Below are 14200 nucleotides of genomic sequence, written 5' to 3'. Positions count from 1 at the left end.
GCGGAGGATGCCGGGAACCCGGCATCCGTGAACTCCCCCTCTGTCATGGGCCTGAGAGCTTCACCGGCACCGTCAGGCGGATGCTGGCTTTCACCGTCGGCGGAGCCCCCTCACACAGCGGGGATCGCTTTTCAGAGCGGCCGGACGCGAGCGGTACGCGGACCTGAGAGATTGGCGGGGAGGCTTGCTCCTTCGGTGCTCGGCATCCCGTGAAAGAAGCGGATGCCGGGGCTCTCCCGCGCGCGTCATGCGGCCTGTGTTCTGTTGTGCGCCCAGCATAGCGGCTCGAGACGACATCCCCGGGACAGCAGCCCGGCCGGATATCACCGGACGCAGGAACCTGTCGAGACGGGGGCGGATGCCGCGGTCACGCTCTGCAGCAGCGGCTGGACCTCTGCCAGCGTCATCGCGTACCCGCGGCCCGCGCCGTCCTCGCCACGCGCGAAGACGATCCCCGCAACCTCACCCGCGGGTGTGAGCAGAGGTCCACCGGAGTTGCCGGGCTGGACGTCCGCGGCGAGCGCGTAGATCTCGCGTGGCGCACTCCCCGCGTCGTAGATGTCCGGAATGGAGGCGAGGCCCTCGGAGAGAACGGTGGCGCCGACGCTCGTGAACGGGCCGCCGTGCGGGTAACCCTGCGCAGCGGCGGCGTCGCCCGGCGCAAGGCCATCGCTGAGAGTGAGCGCCGGCGCGCCGAGGTCGTCGGCGGCGATGATCGCGACGTCCCGCTCCGGGTCGAACGCGACGACTCGACCCTCGCGCGGGGCACGGCCAGGGAGTTCCACGAGGGGGTTGACGACGCCGGCGACGACGTGGGCGTTCGTCGCGATGAGGCCCTCGCCCACGATGACACCCGACCCGGTCATCGCGATGGCGCACGCGTACGCCGTGCCGCTGATGCGGGCGACCGAGCCCGCCGCCTGTTGCAGCACGGGATCGTCGAGCGACACCGGAGGCGCGGCGTCGGTCGCTGTGAAATCGAGCAGCTCGCCGAAACGCGGCATCCCCTCGTCTACGACGACCGTGCGAAGCCGCGCGAGCGCCGCGTCCACCGGCGCCGGGGTCAGCCTGTCGATCGCACCGAGAACACGTGAGCCGGAGATCGCGCCGGAGACCACGGGCGTGCCGTTCGCCGCGATCGCCGGGCCGACCAGGAGGAGGACGAGCGCCGTGCCGAGCGCACCGGCAACGGCACCGAGGGTGCGGTCGAGGAGGCGGAGGTGCGCACGGTCCACTCTTCGCCGCAGGGCGCGTCCGACGATCCCGCCGATCCGTGCTCCCGCGATCACGATCAGGACGACCAACGTCGCTGTGAGCACTCCCCGCCACATCAGGTCGGGGATGACCCCCGCCAGGTACGGCGCGAGCAGCGGCACGAGCCAGACAGCGATGAACGCGCCGACGATAGCGCCCACGTGGACGCCGAGCGACGCGACGAGCCCGCGCGCGATTCCCACCAGAACCGCGATGACGAGCGCGGCGATCATCACGATGTCGACAGCGTTCTCGAGCAGCACGGTCCCTCCTCGAACGAGGATAGCCATCGTTCCTGTGACCTGGCCTGCGTTCGTGCTTCCAGGTTTGTGTTCTGGTCATCGTGACTATAAGATCGATCCCGGAGTTATGGTCACTATGACAAAAACAGCGGAAGAGATCGGTGTCGCCGTGTCGACCGTCATCTTCAGCCTGCGCCGCCGCCTCGGCGGTGACGGCGCGACGATCGTGCTGCCTCTCGTCAAGCGCACGCGTGATCCGCACGAGGGACAGTGGGCCCTGCCCGGCGGATGGCTCGGCCGGGGCGAAGGACTTGAGCGCGCGGCATCCCGCACGCTCGCCGAGACGACGACCCTGACGCCCAGCTACCTCGAGCAGCTCTACGCCTTCGGCGATCCCGGACGCTCCCCCGGCCGCGTCGTCTCGATCGTCTACTGGGCGCTCGTGCGCGAGGACATCTCGCTCGAGACCGAGCAGCACAACGTCGCCTGGTTCGACGCCACCGCTCTTCCTCCCCTCGCCTTCGACCACAACCAGATCGTCGACTACGCCCTGTGGCGCTTGCGCAACAAAGTCGGCTACAGCCGGATCGCGCACGGTCTCCTGCCCGACCTCTTCACCCTCGCGGACCTTCGCGAAGTGTACGAGGCGATCCTCGGCCGGCGCCTCGATCCCGCGAACTTCCGGCGTCAGGTGGAGAACTCGGCCACCCTGATCCCGACCGACCGGTTCCGCACGGGCAGTCATCGGCCCGCGCGTCTCTACCGCTACAACCAGGACGTCGAGCTCGCCGACCGCGGCCCGCTTCCCTTTTCGATCGATCACAGCCGCCACGCCAGAGAGGCACAATCATGACCCTTCTGCAGACCCAACCCCACGACCGGAACCGTCCCGACGCGAGCGTCGACCACGAGATCCAGGCGATCGTGCAGGGATCGTCGACGGCCGAGACGTGCAACACCGACCTGGCAGCAGGACCGTGGGACTTCGATGCCCGGCCCGGCTACGGCCCCGGCTCGTCGATGGGCGATGTGATCCCGACCGGCGCACCGCGTCAGGGCGAGCTGCCCGCGGAGTACCGCGAGGCATCCGAGGCCGAGCTCCACGACCGCATCCGCGCCGCGAAGCAGACCCTCGGCGACCGCGTCGTGGTGCTCGGCCACTTCTACCAGCGCGAAGAGGTCGTGACGCACGCCGACTACGTGGGCGATTCGTTCCAGCTCGCGAACGCCGCGCTCGCGCAGCCGCAGGCCGAGGCGATCGTCTTCTGCGGCGTGCACTTCATGGCCGAGACCGCCGACCTGCTCTCCCGCCCCGACCAGGCCGTCATCCTGCCGAACCTCGCGGCGGGGTGCTCGATGGCCGATATGGCTTCGATCGACGACGTCGAGGACTGCTGGGAGCAGCTCGCCGAGGTCTACGGACCGCTGGATGCCGTGGACGAGGACGGTCTCGTCCCCGTCATCCCCGTCACGTACATGAATTCGTCCGCCGCGATCAAAGGATTCGTCGGGCGCAACGGCGGCATCGTGTGCACGTCGTCGAACGCGCGCACGGTGCTCGAGTGGGCGTTCGCACGCGGGCGCCGCGTGCTGTTCTTCCCCGATCAGCACCTCGGCCGCAACACAGCGAAGGCGATGGGCGTGCCGCTGGAGGCCATGCCGATGTGGAACCCGCGAAAGCCTCTCGGCGGCTCGAGCGAAGACGAACTCGCGGACGCCCGCGTCATCCTCTGGCACGGGTTCTGCTCGGTGCACCGCCGGTTCACCGTCGACCAGATCGACAAGGCGCGCGCCGAGCACCCCGGCGTCCGCGTCATCGTGCACCCCGAGTGTCCGATGGCCGTCGTGGATGCCGCGGACGAGGCGGGCTCCACCGATTACATCCGCAAGGCGATCGCGGCGGCGACCGAGCCGACGACCTTCGCGGTCGGCACCGAGATCAACCTCGTCCAGCGCCTCGCGGCGCAGTTCCCGCAGCACGAGATCTTCTGCCTCGACCCCGTCGTCTGCCCGTGCTCGACGATGTACCGGATCCACCCGGGCTACCTCGCCTGGGTCCTCGAGGAGCTCGTCGCGGGACGCGTCGTCAACCGCATCGAGGTACCCGGCGACGTTGCCGACCCCGCCCGCACGGCCCTCGAACGCATGCTGGCGGCGAAACCGTGACCGCGCTCGAGGTCGTGGTGGTCGGGTCCGGTATCGCCGGACTGACCGCGGCGCTGCACGCTGCCGATGCGGGTTGTCGCGTGACGCTCGTGACGAAGGACGTCCTCGAACACGCCAACACCCGCTACGCGCAGGGCGGCATCGCAGGGGTCATGTTCGACGACGACCGTGTCGAGGATCACATCCACGACACCCTCGTCGCCGGTGCGGGACTCAGCGATCCCGACGCCGTCCGCGTGCTCGCCGAGGAAGGCCCCGGGCGCATCCGTGAGCTGATCGCGCTCGGTGTCGAGTTCGACCGTGCGGCGGACGGTGACTTCGTCAAGGGTCTCGAGGCGGCGCACTCGTACCCCCGCATCCTGCACTCGGGCGGGGATGCCACCGGCACCGCGATCGAGAAGGCCCTCGTCGCGCGTCTGCGCGCGAGCGCGGTGCGAGTCATCGAGCACGCGTTCCTCGTCGACCTCGTCATCGACGGGGCGACAGGACGCGCGGCGGGCGTCGACCTGTGGTGCGACGACGCGCGCCGCGAGGTGCTCCCGGCGGACGCGGTCGTGCTCGCGACGGGGGGTGCGGGGCAGCTCTACGCGCACACCACCAACCCCCCGGTCGCGACGGGAGACGGCATCGCCGCGGCGCTGCGCGCGGGGGCGGCGGTGGTCGATCTCGAGTTCGTCCAGTTCCATCCGACTGTGCTCCCCGCCCAGGGCGCGGCAGACCCGTTTCTCGTATCCGAGGCCGTCCGCGGCGAGGGCGCGGTCCTGCGCGACGACCAGGACCGCCGCTTCATGCTCGACGTGCACCCGGATGCCGAGCTCGCGCCGCGCGACGTCGTCGCCCGCGCCATTGCCGAGGTCATGGCCGCGCAGGACGGCCGTCCCGTGCTGTTGGATGCCACGGCTCTCGGTCCGGGCAGCGGCAGCAGCGCAAAACGCACCGCGCAGTTCCTGCGCCGACGGTTCCCGACGATCGACGCCGCCGTGCGCGAGCGCGGCTGGGACTGGGCGCGCGAGCCCATTCCGGTGACGCCGGCCGCCCACTACCTGATGGGCGGCGTCACGACCGATCTGTCCGGTCGTGCGAGCCTGCCGGGTCTGTATGCGGTGGGCGAGGTCGCACGCACGGGCGTACACGGCGCGAACCGGTTGGCGTCCAATTCGCTACTCGAGGGGGCGGTGTTCGGCGCGCGGGCCGGAGACGCGATCGTCGCGGATGCCGCGTCCGGCACCTGGCCGGAGGCCGCGGGCTTCGCGCGCGGCGTCGAGAGCGTCGCGTCGCCCGCCACGGCCGCGCCGGAGTTCTCTCGCGCAGCCCTGCAGGATCTGCTGTGGGAGGACGCGGGGCTCGTGCGCGACGAGAGCGGGTTGTCGCATGCGGCGTCCGTCATCGCCGCGTGGCGAGCGGATGCCGACGAGCCCGCCACCGAGACAGGATTCGAGGACGCGAACCTGCTGCGCGTGAGCGCGGCACTGACGTCGGCCGCCCTCGCCCGCCGCGAGTCGGTCGGCGCGCACGCGCGCCGCGACGAAACTCCTGACGATCGTCGTCAATCGACCCCGATAACGGCCTCGCAGGACGTTTCCGTCCCGGATCACCGGAGTTTTCGCGACGCGAAGGTGGCGGCGTGCTGAGCGGCGACCACATCGACTTCGTCGTGCGCGCAGCGCTCGACGAGGATGCCCCGTGGGGCGACCTCACCAGCGAAGCCTTGATCCCCGCCGATGCCGTCGCCACGGCCGAACTGCGCGCGCGCGAGTCGGGCGTGTTCAGCGGAGGAGAGGTCTTCACGGCCGCGTTCGCCCTCACCGATTCCCGGATCGACATCGACGTGCGTGCGTCCGACGGCGAGGCGTTCGCCGCGGGTGACGTGCTCGCGTCGGTCACCGGCCCGGCGCGCGGCGTGCTCCAGGCGGAGCGCGTCGGGCTGAACTTCACCCAGCGCATGTCGGGCATCGCGACCCTGACCGCCGCGTACGTCGCCGCGGTCGCCGGCACCGGCGCCCGCATCGCCGATACCCGCAAGACGACGCCCGGGCTCCGCCGCTTCGAACGGCACGCCGTCCGCAGCGGCGGGGGCCACAATCACCGGTTCAGCCTTTCCGACGCAGTCATGGCGAAGGACAATCACCTCGCGGTTCTCGTCGCCCGGCACGGGTCGATCACCGCGGCGCTGCAGGCGGCCCGCGCCGCGCTGCCCCACACGACGCACCTCGAAGTCGAGATCGATCGCCTCGATCAGCTCGACGCGGTGCTCGCCGCCGGCACCGGGCCGCGCGGGGTTGGCACGATCATGCTGGACAATTTCTCGCTCGACGACCTGCGCGCGGGAGTCGCCGCGATCGCCGGACGCACGATCGTGGAGGCGTCGGGCGGGGTGAATCTCGACACGGTCGCCGCGATCGCTGCGACCGGCGTCGACGTCGTCTCGGTGGGCGCCCTCACGCACTCGGCGCGCGCCCTGGACCTCGGGCTCGACGTGCGCGTCGAAGCCTGACCGAAGGCGGTTCCGTGCTGTACCTCGACCACGCCGCGACGAGCCCCGTGCGCCCCGAAGCGCTCGAGGCGATGCTGCCGTACCTCACCGAACGCTACGGCAATCCGTCGAGCCACCACACGGTCGGCGAGGCCGCCGCCGCGGCCCTCGCTGACGCGCGGGCGAAGGTCGCCGCCGTCCTCGGCGTCCGCACGAACGAGGTCGTGTTCACGTCGGGCGGCACGGAGGCCGACAACCTCGCGATCAAAGGACTGGCGATCGGCGCGGCGCTGCGACGCGACAGCCGTCGCAGCCGCGACTCTCCCGTGCACGTGATCACGACCCCGATCGAGCACGAGGCAGTGCTGGCATCGTGCGACTACCTCGAGCGGGTACACGGGTTCGACATCACCCTCGTTCCCGTCGACGACACGGGTGCGATCGACCCCGCCGACGTCGCGGCGGCGATCCGCCCCGAAACCGCCGTCGTCTCGATCGGCTACGCGAACAACGAGATCGGCACGGTGCAGGACGTCGCCGCCCTCGCGGAGATGACGACGGCGGCCCGCGTGCCACTGCACCTCGACGCCGTCCAGGCGGCGGGGTGGCTGCCCCTGCGCGGCACCGGCGCCGACGCGCTCTCGCTCGCCGGGCACAAGATCGGCGCGCCCCAGGGGATCGGCGTGCTGGCCGTCCGCGCGCGACTGCCGCTCGAGCCCGTCCTGCACGGGGGCGGGCAGGAACGCGGCCGCCGCAGCGGCACCGAGAACCTCGCCGGCGCGGTCGCGTTCGCGACCGCGCTGGAACTCGCCGAAGCGGAGCGGGAGAGCGCCGCGGAACGCGTCGGCGCGCTCCGCGACGCGTTCGTGGAGAGGGTTCTGGCGCACGTCCCGACGGCGCAGGTGACGGGGCATCCGACCCGGCGGCTGCCCGGCACGGCGAGCTTCACCTTCGCGGGGACGAGCGGCGAGGCCGTGCTCCTCGAACTCGAGCGACGCGGACTCGTCACCTCGAGCGGGTCTGCGTGCGCGGCCGGGAGCGACGAGCCGTCGCACGTGCTCGTCGCGTGCGGCATCGCCCCCGACATTGCGCAGAGCGCCGTTCGGTTCACGTTCGGTCACGCCCTGACAACGGACCTCTCCCCCATCGCCGATGCGGTCGCCGCCGCGGTCTCGGCAGTACGATCGGGCACGTGAACACGCCGGTCGATCCCCGCCCGCTCGTCACAATCATCGTGCCGGGACGTGACGTCGCGGTGTTCGCGACCGAGGCACTGGCATCGCTGCGCGCGCAGACCTTCGCCGCCTGGCGGGCGATCCTCGTCGACGACGGGTCGGCGGATGCCACCGGCGAGGTCTTCGCGGAGGCTGCGGCATCCGACGCCCGATTCACCGTCGTGCGCCACGGCGCGCCACGCGGTCTCGGCGCCGCCCGGAACACGGGCCTCGATCTCGTCTCGACGCCGTTCGTCGGGTTTCTCGATGCCGACGATGTCATGGTACCGCGTGCCATCGAGCGCCTGATCGGTGCGATCGACGCGAGCGGCAGCGACATCGTCGTGGGCGCGTACGTGCGCCTGCGGCCCGGACCCGACGGACGCTATGCGCCGGGTCCGGTGCAGCCGTGGGTCGCCGCCGCAACGGCGCCCGCGCGTCAGGGGACGACGCTCGCCGAACACCCCGAGGTATCCGGCAACATCGTCGCCTGGTCGAAGCTCAGTCGCGTCGAACTCTGGCGCGCGCACGGGCTGCGCTTTGCCGAGGACCGCCTGTACGAAGACCAGATCGTGGCGCAGCGCCTCTACGTCCACGCCCGCGCCATCGACGTCATCCCCGACGTCGTCGTGCAGTGGCGCGAGCGCGCGGATGGCTCGTCGATCACGCAGCGCAAAGACGCCCTGCCGGTGCTCGCCGACTACCTCGATGCGCTCCGGGGTGGCATCGCCGTCCTGGATGCTGCCGGTCAGCGCGCGGCCGCGCGCGCGCGGATTCGGCTCATCCTCGATATGGACACACCGCCGCTCGTGCGCATCGCGCAGCAGCACGCCGACGATGCCTACCGCCGTGCGGTCGGCGCACTCGTTCGTGAGCTGTCCGCTCGCGCGGAGCACGAGTCGGTGGCGCTGGATGCCGCAGGCGCCGACCTGCGTTCGGCCGCCGCCCTGTGGTGAGATACGCCCAGATGAGAGAGACGCCGGGTGATCCCGGGTTAGGGTGGGCTCATGGCCGACGTTTCCTCGAACATCCCCGACGTTCCCGAGTCTCCCGAGGGTCCCGACCTCGACGCTTTGCGCGACGAGATCGACGAGCTGAAGAAGGTGCCGACCGAGGAACTCGTCAATCCGACGCCCGAGTTCGTCGAGGAGAACGAGCCGACGCCGGAGCCGACCGACGCGATCGGGTCCGAGACGTGGCCGTCCGCGGACTGACCCGCTCTCGCCCGCGGCGCTGACCTGTCACTCCGGAGGCGACTCCGTCATGGCGCTCCACACTGCTTCATCCCCCGCGCGCTCGACCGGCGGGTCGGCGACGAGGCGCGCGGCATCCGCTCCCGCCGCGCCCTCGGGGGCTCGGTCGGCACGCCGCTCGGGCAGCGCTCGGGGAGCTGCCGCCTGATCGATGCCCTCGATACGAGCCGCGGCCATCTGCTCGGCGGCGAGCTCGGCGTAGAGCCCGCCGTGCGCCAGCAGCTCGGCGTGCGTGCCCGATTCGACGATCCGCCCCGCCTCGACGACGTGGATCGTGTCGGCGCCGACGACTGTCGAGAGACGGTGCGCGATCGACAGCGTCGTGCGGCCCGACGCCGCGGCGTCGATCGCCTCCTGCACGATCCGCTCCGACACGGTGTCGAGCGCGCTCGTCGCCTCGTCCAGGAGCAGCACCGGCGGGTCTTTGAGCAGCACGCGTGCGATGGCGATGCGCTGCTTCTCACCGCCCGAGAGGCGGTAGCCACGCTCCCCGACGACGGTGTCGTAGCCCTTCTCGAACGCTGTGATGATGTGGTGGATGTTCGCGCTCGCACACGCGGCCTCGATCTCGGCATCCGTTGCGTCAGGCTTCGCGTAGCGCAGGTTCTCGCGGATCGTCGCGTGGAAGAGGTACGTCTCCTGCGACACGATCCCGATGTGGTCGATGATCGACTCCTGCGTCAAGGTCTTCACATCGGCGCCGGAGAAGAGCACGCTGCCCGCGGAGGCCTCGTAGAACCGCGGCGCGAGATACAGCACGGTCGTCTTGCCTGCGCCGGAGGGCCCCACGAAGGCGACGTGCTCGCCCGGCTCGGCGACGAAGGACACGCCGTCGAGCGTCGGACGCGCCTCCTCCGCGGCATCCGGGTAGCGGAAGACGACGCTGCGGAACTCGATGCGCCCGACCGGTCCGGGCGCCGCGGCCACGGTGGTCGCGTCCGAAGCATCCTGGATCGCGGGGACCAGATCGAGGTACTCGAAGATCCGGGCGAACAGTGCCCGCGACGTCTGCAGATCGAGGGCGACCCGCATGAGTCCCATGAGCGGCTGCAGCAGACGTGCCTGCACGGTCGTGAACGCGACCACGGTGCCGGCGGTGATCGTGGCGGCGCCGGCCGCACCCCCGATGAGGTACCCCGACACGAGGTAGATGACCGCCGGCACGGATGCCATCAGCACCTGCACGACCGCGAAGAAGCCCTGCCCGCTCATCGCGCGCTGCACCTGCAGACGCACCTGGTTGGTGTTCTCCTCCCGATAGCGCGCCGACTCGGTGCGCTGACGGTTGAAGGCCTTGGAGAGGAGGATGCCCGACACCGACAGCGTCTCCTGTGTGATCGACGTCAGTTCGGAGAGGGACTCCTGGGTGTGCCCCGCGATGCGCGCCCGCACCTGCCCCACGCGACGCTGCACGAACACGAGGATCGGCATGAGCACGACGGCGATGATCGTCAGCCGCCAGTCGATGAGCACCATCGCGACGAGAGCGGAGATGACGGTGACGGTGTTGCCGAGGATGCTCGTGACGGTGTTCGTGAGCACGCCGGAGACGCCGCCGACGTCGTTCTGCAGGCGCGACTGGATGACGCCGGTCTTGGTGCGCGTGAAGAAGCCGAGTTCCATGGCCTGCAGATGATCGAAGAGACGCACGCGCAAGTCGCCCGTGACGGCGTTGCCGACGGTGGAAGTGAGCCAGGTCTGGGCCACGCCGAGGACCGCCGACAGCAGGAAGAGACCGATCATCGCACCGACGAGCCGCCACAGGAGCCCGACGTCGACGCCGGTGCCGTCGGTGGGGAACAGTGCCTGATCGAAGATCTGCTGCACGATGAGCGGGGGGACGACGCCGATCGCGGCTCCCGCGACGACCATGACGCCGGTCAGGACGATGCGACCGAGGTAGGGGCGGAACATCGCGACGACGCGCGCGCCGAGGTTCTCGACCTGGGGCGCCTCCGCGTTGAGGCGCTTCTGGACGGCGACGTCGACACCGCGGAAGGCGGCGCCACCGCGCATTCCCCCGCCCGGTGCCCCGCCGCCGAGGCCGCCCATGCTCATGGCGTCACTCTATCCGCGCGCGCCGACACGACGGTCGCGGTCGAACCGCGCCCCCGCTCCCTGCCGCAGGCAGACGTCAGCCCAGCCCCGCCACCAGATTGACCACGCTCGCGAGGATCACGGCGCCGAACAGATACGCGACGAGCGTCTGCGCGACGACGATGCGACGGATCTCGTTCGCCGAGAGGTTCGTGTCGGACACCTGGTACGTCATCCCGAGGCCGACTGAGAAGTAGCCGAAGTCCGAATACATCGGATCGTCGTCCTGGTTGAAGTCGATGCCGCCGTTGAGTCCTGTCTCGCGCCGCGAGTAGAAGCGGTGCGCGTACCGAAGCATGTAGTCGACCTGGATCAGCGCCCACGACGACGCGACCGCGAGGATCGCGACGCCCGCCGTGAGCGCCGCCGTGCGCGAGTCGTCGCGACTGTGGATGAGCACGGCGACGACGGCGACGAGGCTCACGAGGCTGCCGGTCAGGGCGATCGTGCGGGCGAGCGTGCGGCCGGGATCCTCCGTGGTCGCGTGCGCCCGGGTCTGCGCGGCGTCCATCGGCCACAGCGCGACGAGGAGCCACGCCACGTTCACGATCGCGAGCGCCGCCCAGCCGGCGAGGAGAGCCGTGAGCAGCCCCACCACCGGCAGGGCGATGACTCCCGCGGCGACGCCGACGATGATCGAGACCGGGCCCCGGACGGCGACGCGGGAACGTCGGTGCGTGCTCATTCCGTGATCGTCTCACCTCGGCCGGGAATAGCGTGTCCGACCCGGCGGTTACGCTTGAGGTTCGTCCCGTCGCTCGACCGGGCACGGCTCCCCGTTCGCACGATCTCGCAGGAGAACCGCATGTCCCGCGCCGACACCGCTTCCGTCACCGCTCCCGGTGAGACCCCGACGACGGGCCTGGCGGACCGCGTCGACCCGGAGGCGAGCCGCGTGATCTGGCTGCTGCTCGCGGCCGCGTTCGTCGCGATCCTCAACGAGACGACGATGGGCGTCGCCATCCCCCACCTCATCGGGGACCTCGGCATCACTGCCGTGCAGGCGCAGTGGCTCACGACCGCCTTCATGTTGACGATGGCAGTCGTCATCCCCACGACGGGGTTCCTGCTGCGCCGCTTCACGACGCGCACGATGTTCGCCGCCGCGATGGGGCTCTTCTCCGCGGGCACGCTCGTCGCCCTGCTCGCACCCGGATTCGAAGTGCTGGTCGTCGCGCGCGTCATCCAGGCTTCAGGCACGGCGATCATGATGCCGCTGCTCATGACCACGCTGATGGACGTCGTGCCGCCCCACCTGCGCGGGCGGATGATGGGGCGCGTCAGCATCGTGATGTCGCTCGCCCCGGCGATCGGACCGACCCTCTCCGGCGTCATCCTCGACACGCTGAACTGGCGCTGGATCTTCGGGATCGTCCTGCCGATCGCGCTCGTCGCCCTCGCCGTCGGTGTGCGGTGGATCCACAACCTGGGCGAGCAGACGCGCGCCCCGATCGACTTGCTGTCAGTCGTCCTCTCGGCCTTCGGGTTCGGCGGGCTCGTGTTCGGCCTGAGTCAGATCGGCGGCGGTGGGCACAACGGCACGGATGCCGCGGCGCAGGCCGCGCAGGCGTCCGCCACGACGACGCTCATCATCGCTCTCGCGGTGGGCGTCGTGGCGCTCGGCCTGTTCCTCTGGCGCCAGGTCGTGCTCCAGCGACGTGATGATGCGCTTCTCGACCTCCGCATTTTCCGCTCGGGCAACTTCTCGCTGTCGGTCGCCCACTTCGCCGTGATGTCGCTCGCCTTCTTCGGCACGATCACCGCGCTCCCTCTGTACCTCCAGGGGCCGCTCGGACTCACGACGACGGAGTCCGGACTCGTCGTCCTGCCCGGCGCCGTCGCGATGGGGCTCCTCGGCCCCGTCATCGGGCGCATCTACGACCGATGGGGCACGCGCGTGCTGCTCGTCCCCGGAACCATCATCGTCATCACGATCCTGTGGTCGTTCACGACGCTCACCGAGTCCACGCCCGTGTGGTTCATCCTCGTGACCCAGACGGTGCTGTCGATCGGGCTGGCGATGTCGTTCACGCCACTGTTCACGGCATCCCTCGGCTCGCTCACCCCCAAGTTCTACTCGTACGGCAGTGCGACGGTCTCGACCGTGCAGCAGGTCGCGGGAGCGGCGGGTGTGGCCGTGCTCATCTCGGTGATGTCGTCACGCAGCGGCGCCGCGCTCGCGGAGGGCGCGGAGTCAGCAGCGGCGGGCGCCGCCGGTGCGCGCAGCGCGTTCCTCGTGGCCGCGATCATGGCGATGCCGCTGCTGGTCAGCGCGTTCCTGATCCGCAAGCCCGCAGACGACCCGTCGGCACCGGCCGCGCACGGGCACTGACGCCGCACGCGTAGCGCTCTCGGCACCATCCGTCTAGCCCCCCGCGCGACGACTCGGGCATCCGTAGCGTCGAGGCATGACTGAGAACCTCACCGGAAAGCGCATCGCGTTCCTCGCGACCGACGGCTACGAAGACTCCGAACTCACTTCGCCCTGGCAGGCGGTGACGAATGCCGGGGCGGAGGCGGTACTCGTCTCGCCGGCGACGAAATCGATCGAGGGAAAGAACGGGCACACACAGCAGGTCGACCTCGCGATCGCCGACGCGAACGCTTCGGATTTCGACGGGCTCGTCCTGCCGGGAGGCGTCGTGAATGCGGATCAGCTGCGGATGGATCGGCCGTCGATCGCCTTCGCGCGGGAATTCTTCGCGCAGCACAAGCCCGTCGGCGCGATCTGCCATGCGGCGTGGACGCTCATCGAGGGCGACGTCGTACGCGATCGGACGCTGACGAGCTATCCGAGCCTCACGACCGACCTGCGCAACGCCGGCGCGACATGGGTGGATGAGGAAGTCGTCGTGGATCGCGGCTTCGTCACGAGTCGCACGCCCGACGACCTGCCCGCCTTCAACGCGAAAGTGATCGAGGAGATCGCGGAGGGGAACCACGCCGGTCAGACCGCGTGACGGACGCGTGAGCCTCGCGTCAGATCGTGCTGCAGCACCCGCCGCCGCAGCAGCTGGCGCCCTCGTCGATGACGGGCAGAAGGTTCTGCTCGGCACCCTGCAGATCGCTGACGGACTGGAGGGTCGGGGTGGGGAGGTTCGACGTCGCCATGTCACGATCATACGTCCGGCACCCCTGACCCGGGCGCGTGGCGACACTGACGTGCCGATGACAGAGGTTGCGGGAGTGCTGCAGGCCAACAGCGACCTCGGCGCGATCGCGTCGGCCCTGTACAGCGCGTACTGAACGGCGCCTCGCCGCGTCAGACGCCGAGCTTCTTGGCGGCCTTCTTCGCCGCCTTGTCGACGATCTTGCGCGACTGGTCGCGGGCCTTACGCAGCGAGGGGTCGTCCCAGAGGTTCTTGGCGGCTTTGCTGATCTCGCGGTAACGCGAGCGACCCGCGCGAGCGCCGAGCACGTAGGCTCCCGCGCCGACGAGGCCGACGACGAGCCAGAACTTGAATCCGGACATGGTGTTCCTTCCGTTCAGGACGACTTCCT

The 14200-nt window shown here is 70.3% G+C and carries 14 protein-coding genes and 2 riboswitches; of the genes, 9 read left to right on the top strand and 5 right to left on the bottom strand.

Translation table 11 applies throughout. The features are described from left to right. Window positions 1–33 precede the first annotated feature (33 nt). Window positions 34–140: riboswitch (glycine riboswitch) on the bottom strand. A gap of 1 nt (window position 141) precedes the next feature. Then, window positions 142–249, bottom strand: a riboswitch (glycine riboswitch). Between the two features lie 74 nt (window positions 250–323). After that, a complete protein-coding gene (locus tag WFI52_RS03005; RefSeq protein ID WP_336625074.1) occupies window positions 324–1517 on the bottom strand; it encodes a MarP family serine protease in 1194 nt (397 codons plus the stop codon). 115 nt (window positions 1518–1632) lie between these two features. Between WFI52_RS03005 and WFI52_RS03000 the strand changes: the two genes are divergently transcribed. The 7 genes from WFI52_RS03000 to WFI52_RS02970 are packed head-to-tail and all read left to right on the top strand — an operon-like array spanning window position 1633 to window position 8563. After that, window positions 1633–2349, top strand: coding sequence for an NUDIX hydrolase (locus WFI52_RS03000; RefSeq protein WP_336625075.1), 717 nt, complete (start codon window positions 1633–1635; stop codon window positions 2347–2349). After that, on the top strand, window positions 2346–3662 hold the full coding sequence (nadA, locus tag WFI52_RS02995) for a quinolinate synthase NadA (protein ID WP_336625076.1): 1317 nt from the start codon (window positions 2346–2348) through the stop codon (window positions 3660–3662). The genes WFI52_RS03000 and nadA overlap by 4 nt, the downstream gene beginning before the upstream one ends. Continuing rightward, window positions 3659–5293, top strand: a complete 1635-nt coding sequence (gene nadB / locus WFI52_RS02990) for an L-aspartate oxidase (protein WP_336625077.1) — start codon at window positions 3659–3661, stop codon at window positions 5291–5293. Before nadA ends, nadB begins: the two co-directional genes overlap by 4 nt. Continuing rightward, window positions 5287–6156, top strand: a complete 870-nt coding sequence (gene nadC / locus WFI52_RS02985) for a carboxylating nicotinate-nucleotide diphosphorylase (RefSeq protein ID WP_336625078.1) — start codon at window positions 5287–5289, stop codon at window positions 6154–6156. Before nadB ends, nadC begins: the two co-directional genes overlap by 7 nt. A gap of 14 nt (window positions 6157–6170) precedes the next feature. Beyond that, window positions 6171–7331 (top strand): cysteine desulfurase family protein, encoded by a 1161-nt coding sequence (locus WFI52_RS02980; protein WP_336625079.1) that lies wholly within the window; start codon window positions 6171–6173, stop codon window positions 7329–7331. Then, entirely contained in the window at window positions 7328–8305 is a 978-nt protein-coding gene (locus tag WFI52_RS02975; protein ID WP_336625080.1) for a glycosyltransferase family 2 protein, read from the top strand. The genes WFI52_RS02980 and WFI52_RS02975 overlap by 4 nt, the downstream gene beginning before the upstream one ends. A gap of 51 nt (window positions 8306–8356) precedes the next feature. Beyond that, window positions 8357–8563, top strand: coding sequence for a hypothetical protein (locus tag WFI52_RS02970; protein WP_336625081.1), 207 nt, complete (start codon window positions 8357–8359; stop codon window positions 8561–8563). Window positions 8564–8590: 27 nt separating this feature from the next. Here WFI52_RS02970 and WFI52_RS02965 read toward each other — a convergent pair whose 3' ends face one another. Both WFI52_RS02965 and WFI52_RS02960 read right to left on the bottom strand, forming a co-directional pair. Further along, window positions 8591–10654 carry an ABC transporter ATP-binding protein gene (locus tag WFI52_RS02965; protein ID WP_336625629.1) on the bottom strand — a complete coding sequence of 688 codons (2064 nt, stop codon included), beginning with the start codon at window positions 10652–10654 and terminating at the stop codon, window positions 8591–8593. 82 nt (window positions 10655–10736) lie between these two features. Continuing rightward, window positions 10737–11384, bottom strand: coding sequence for a DUF1345 domain-containing protein (locus WFI52_RS02960; protein ID WP_336625082.1), 648 nt, complete (start codon window positions 11382–11384; stop codon window positions 10737–10739). 120 nt (window positions 11385–11504) lie between these two features. On the opposite strand from WFI52_RS02960, the gene WFI52_RS02955 reads away from it, so the two are divergent. Next, complete coding sequence (locus WFI52_RS02955; RefSeq protein ID WP_336625083.1) at window positions 11505–13031, top strand: DHA2 family efflux MFS transporter permease subunit; 1527 nt, start codon at window positions 11505–11507, stop codon at window positions 13029–13031. Window positions 13032–13107: 76 nt separating this feature from the next. After that, entirely contained in the window at window positions 13108–13659 is a 552-nt protein-coding gene (locus tag WFI52_RS02950) for a type 1 glutamine amidotransferase domain-containing protein (RefSeq protein WP_336625084.1), read from the top strand. 19 nt (window positions 13660–13678) lie between these two features. Here the strand turns inward: WFI52_RS02950 and WFI52_RS02945 are convergent, their stop codons facing one another. Together WFI52_RS02945 and WFI52_RS02940 are read right to left on the bottom strand one after the other, a co-directional pair. After that, complete coding sequence (locus tag WFI52_RS02945; protein WP_336625085.1) at window positions 13679–13810, bottom strand: hypothetical protein; 132 nt, start codon at window positions 13808–13810, stop codon at window positions 13679–13681. Window positions 13811–13961: 151 nt separating this feature from the next. Continuing rightward, complete coding sequence (locus WFI52_RS02940) at window positions 13962–14171, bottom strand: hypothetical protein (protein WP_336625086.1); 210 nt, start codon at window positions 14169–14171, stop codon at window positions 13962–13964. Window positions 14172–14200 lie beyond the last annotated feature (29 nt).

The organism is Microbacterium sp. MMO-20 (assembly GCF_037147735.1).
Taxonomy (GTDB): Bacteria; Actinomycetota; Actinomycetes; order Actinomycetales; family Microbacteriaceae; genus Microbacterium.
The sequence above is the reverse complement of the archived record's forward strand: the minus strand, read 5'-3'. Positions and strand labels throughout refer to the sequence as shown.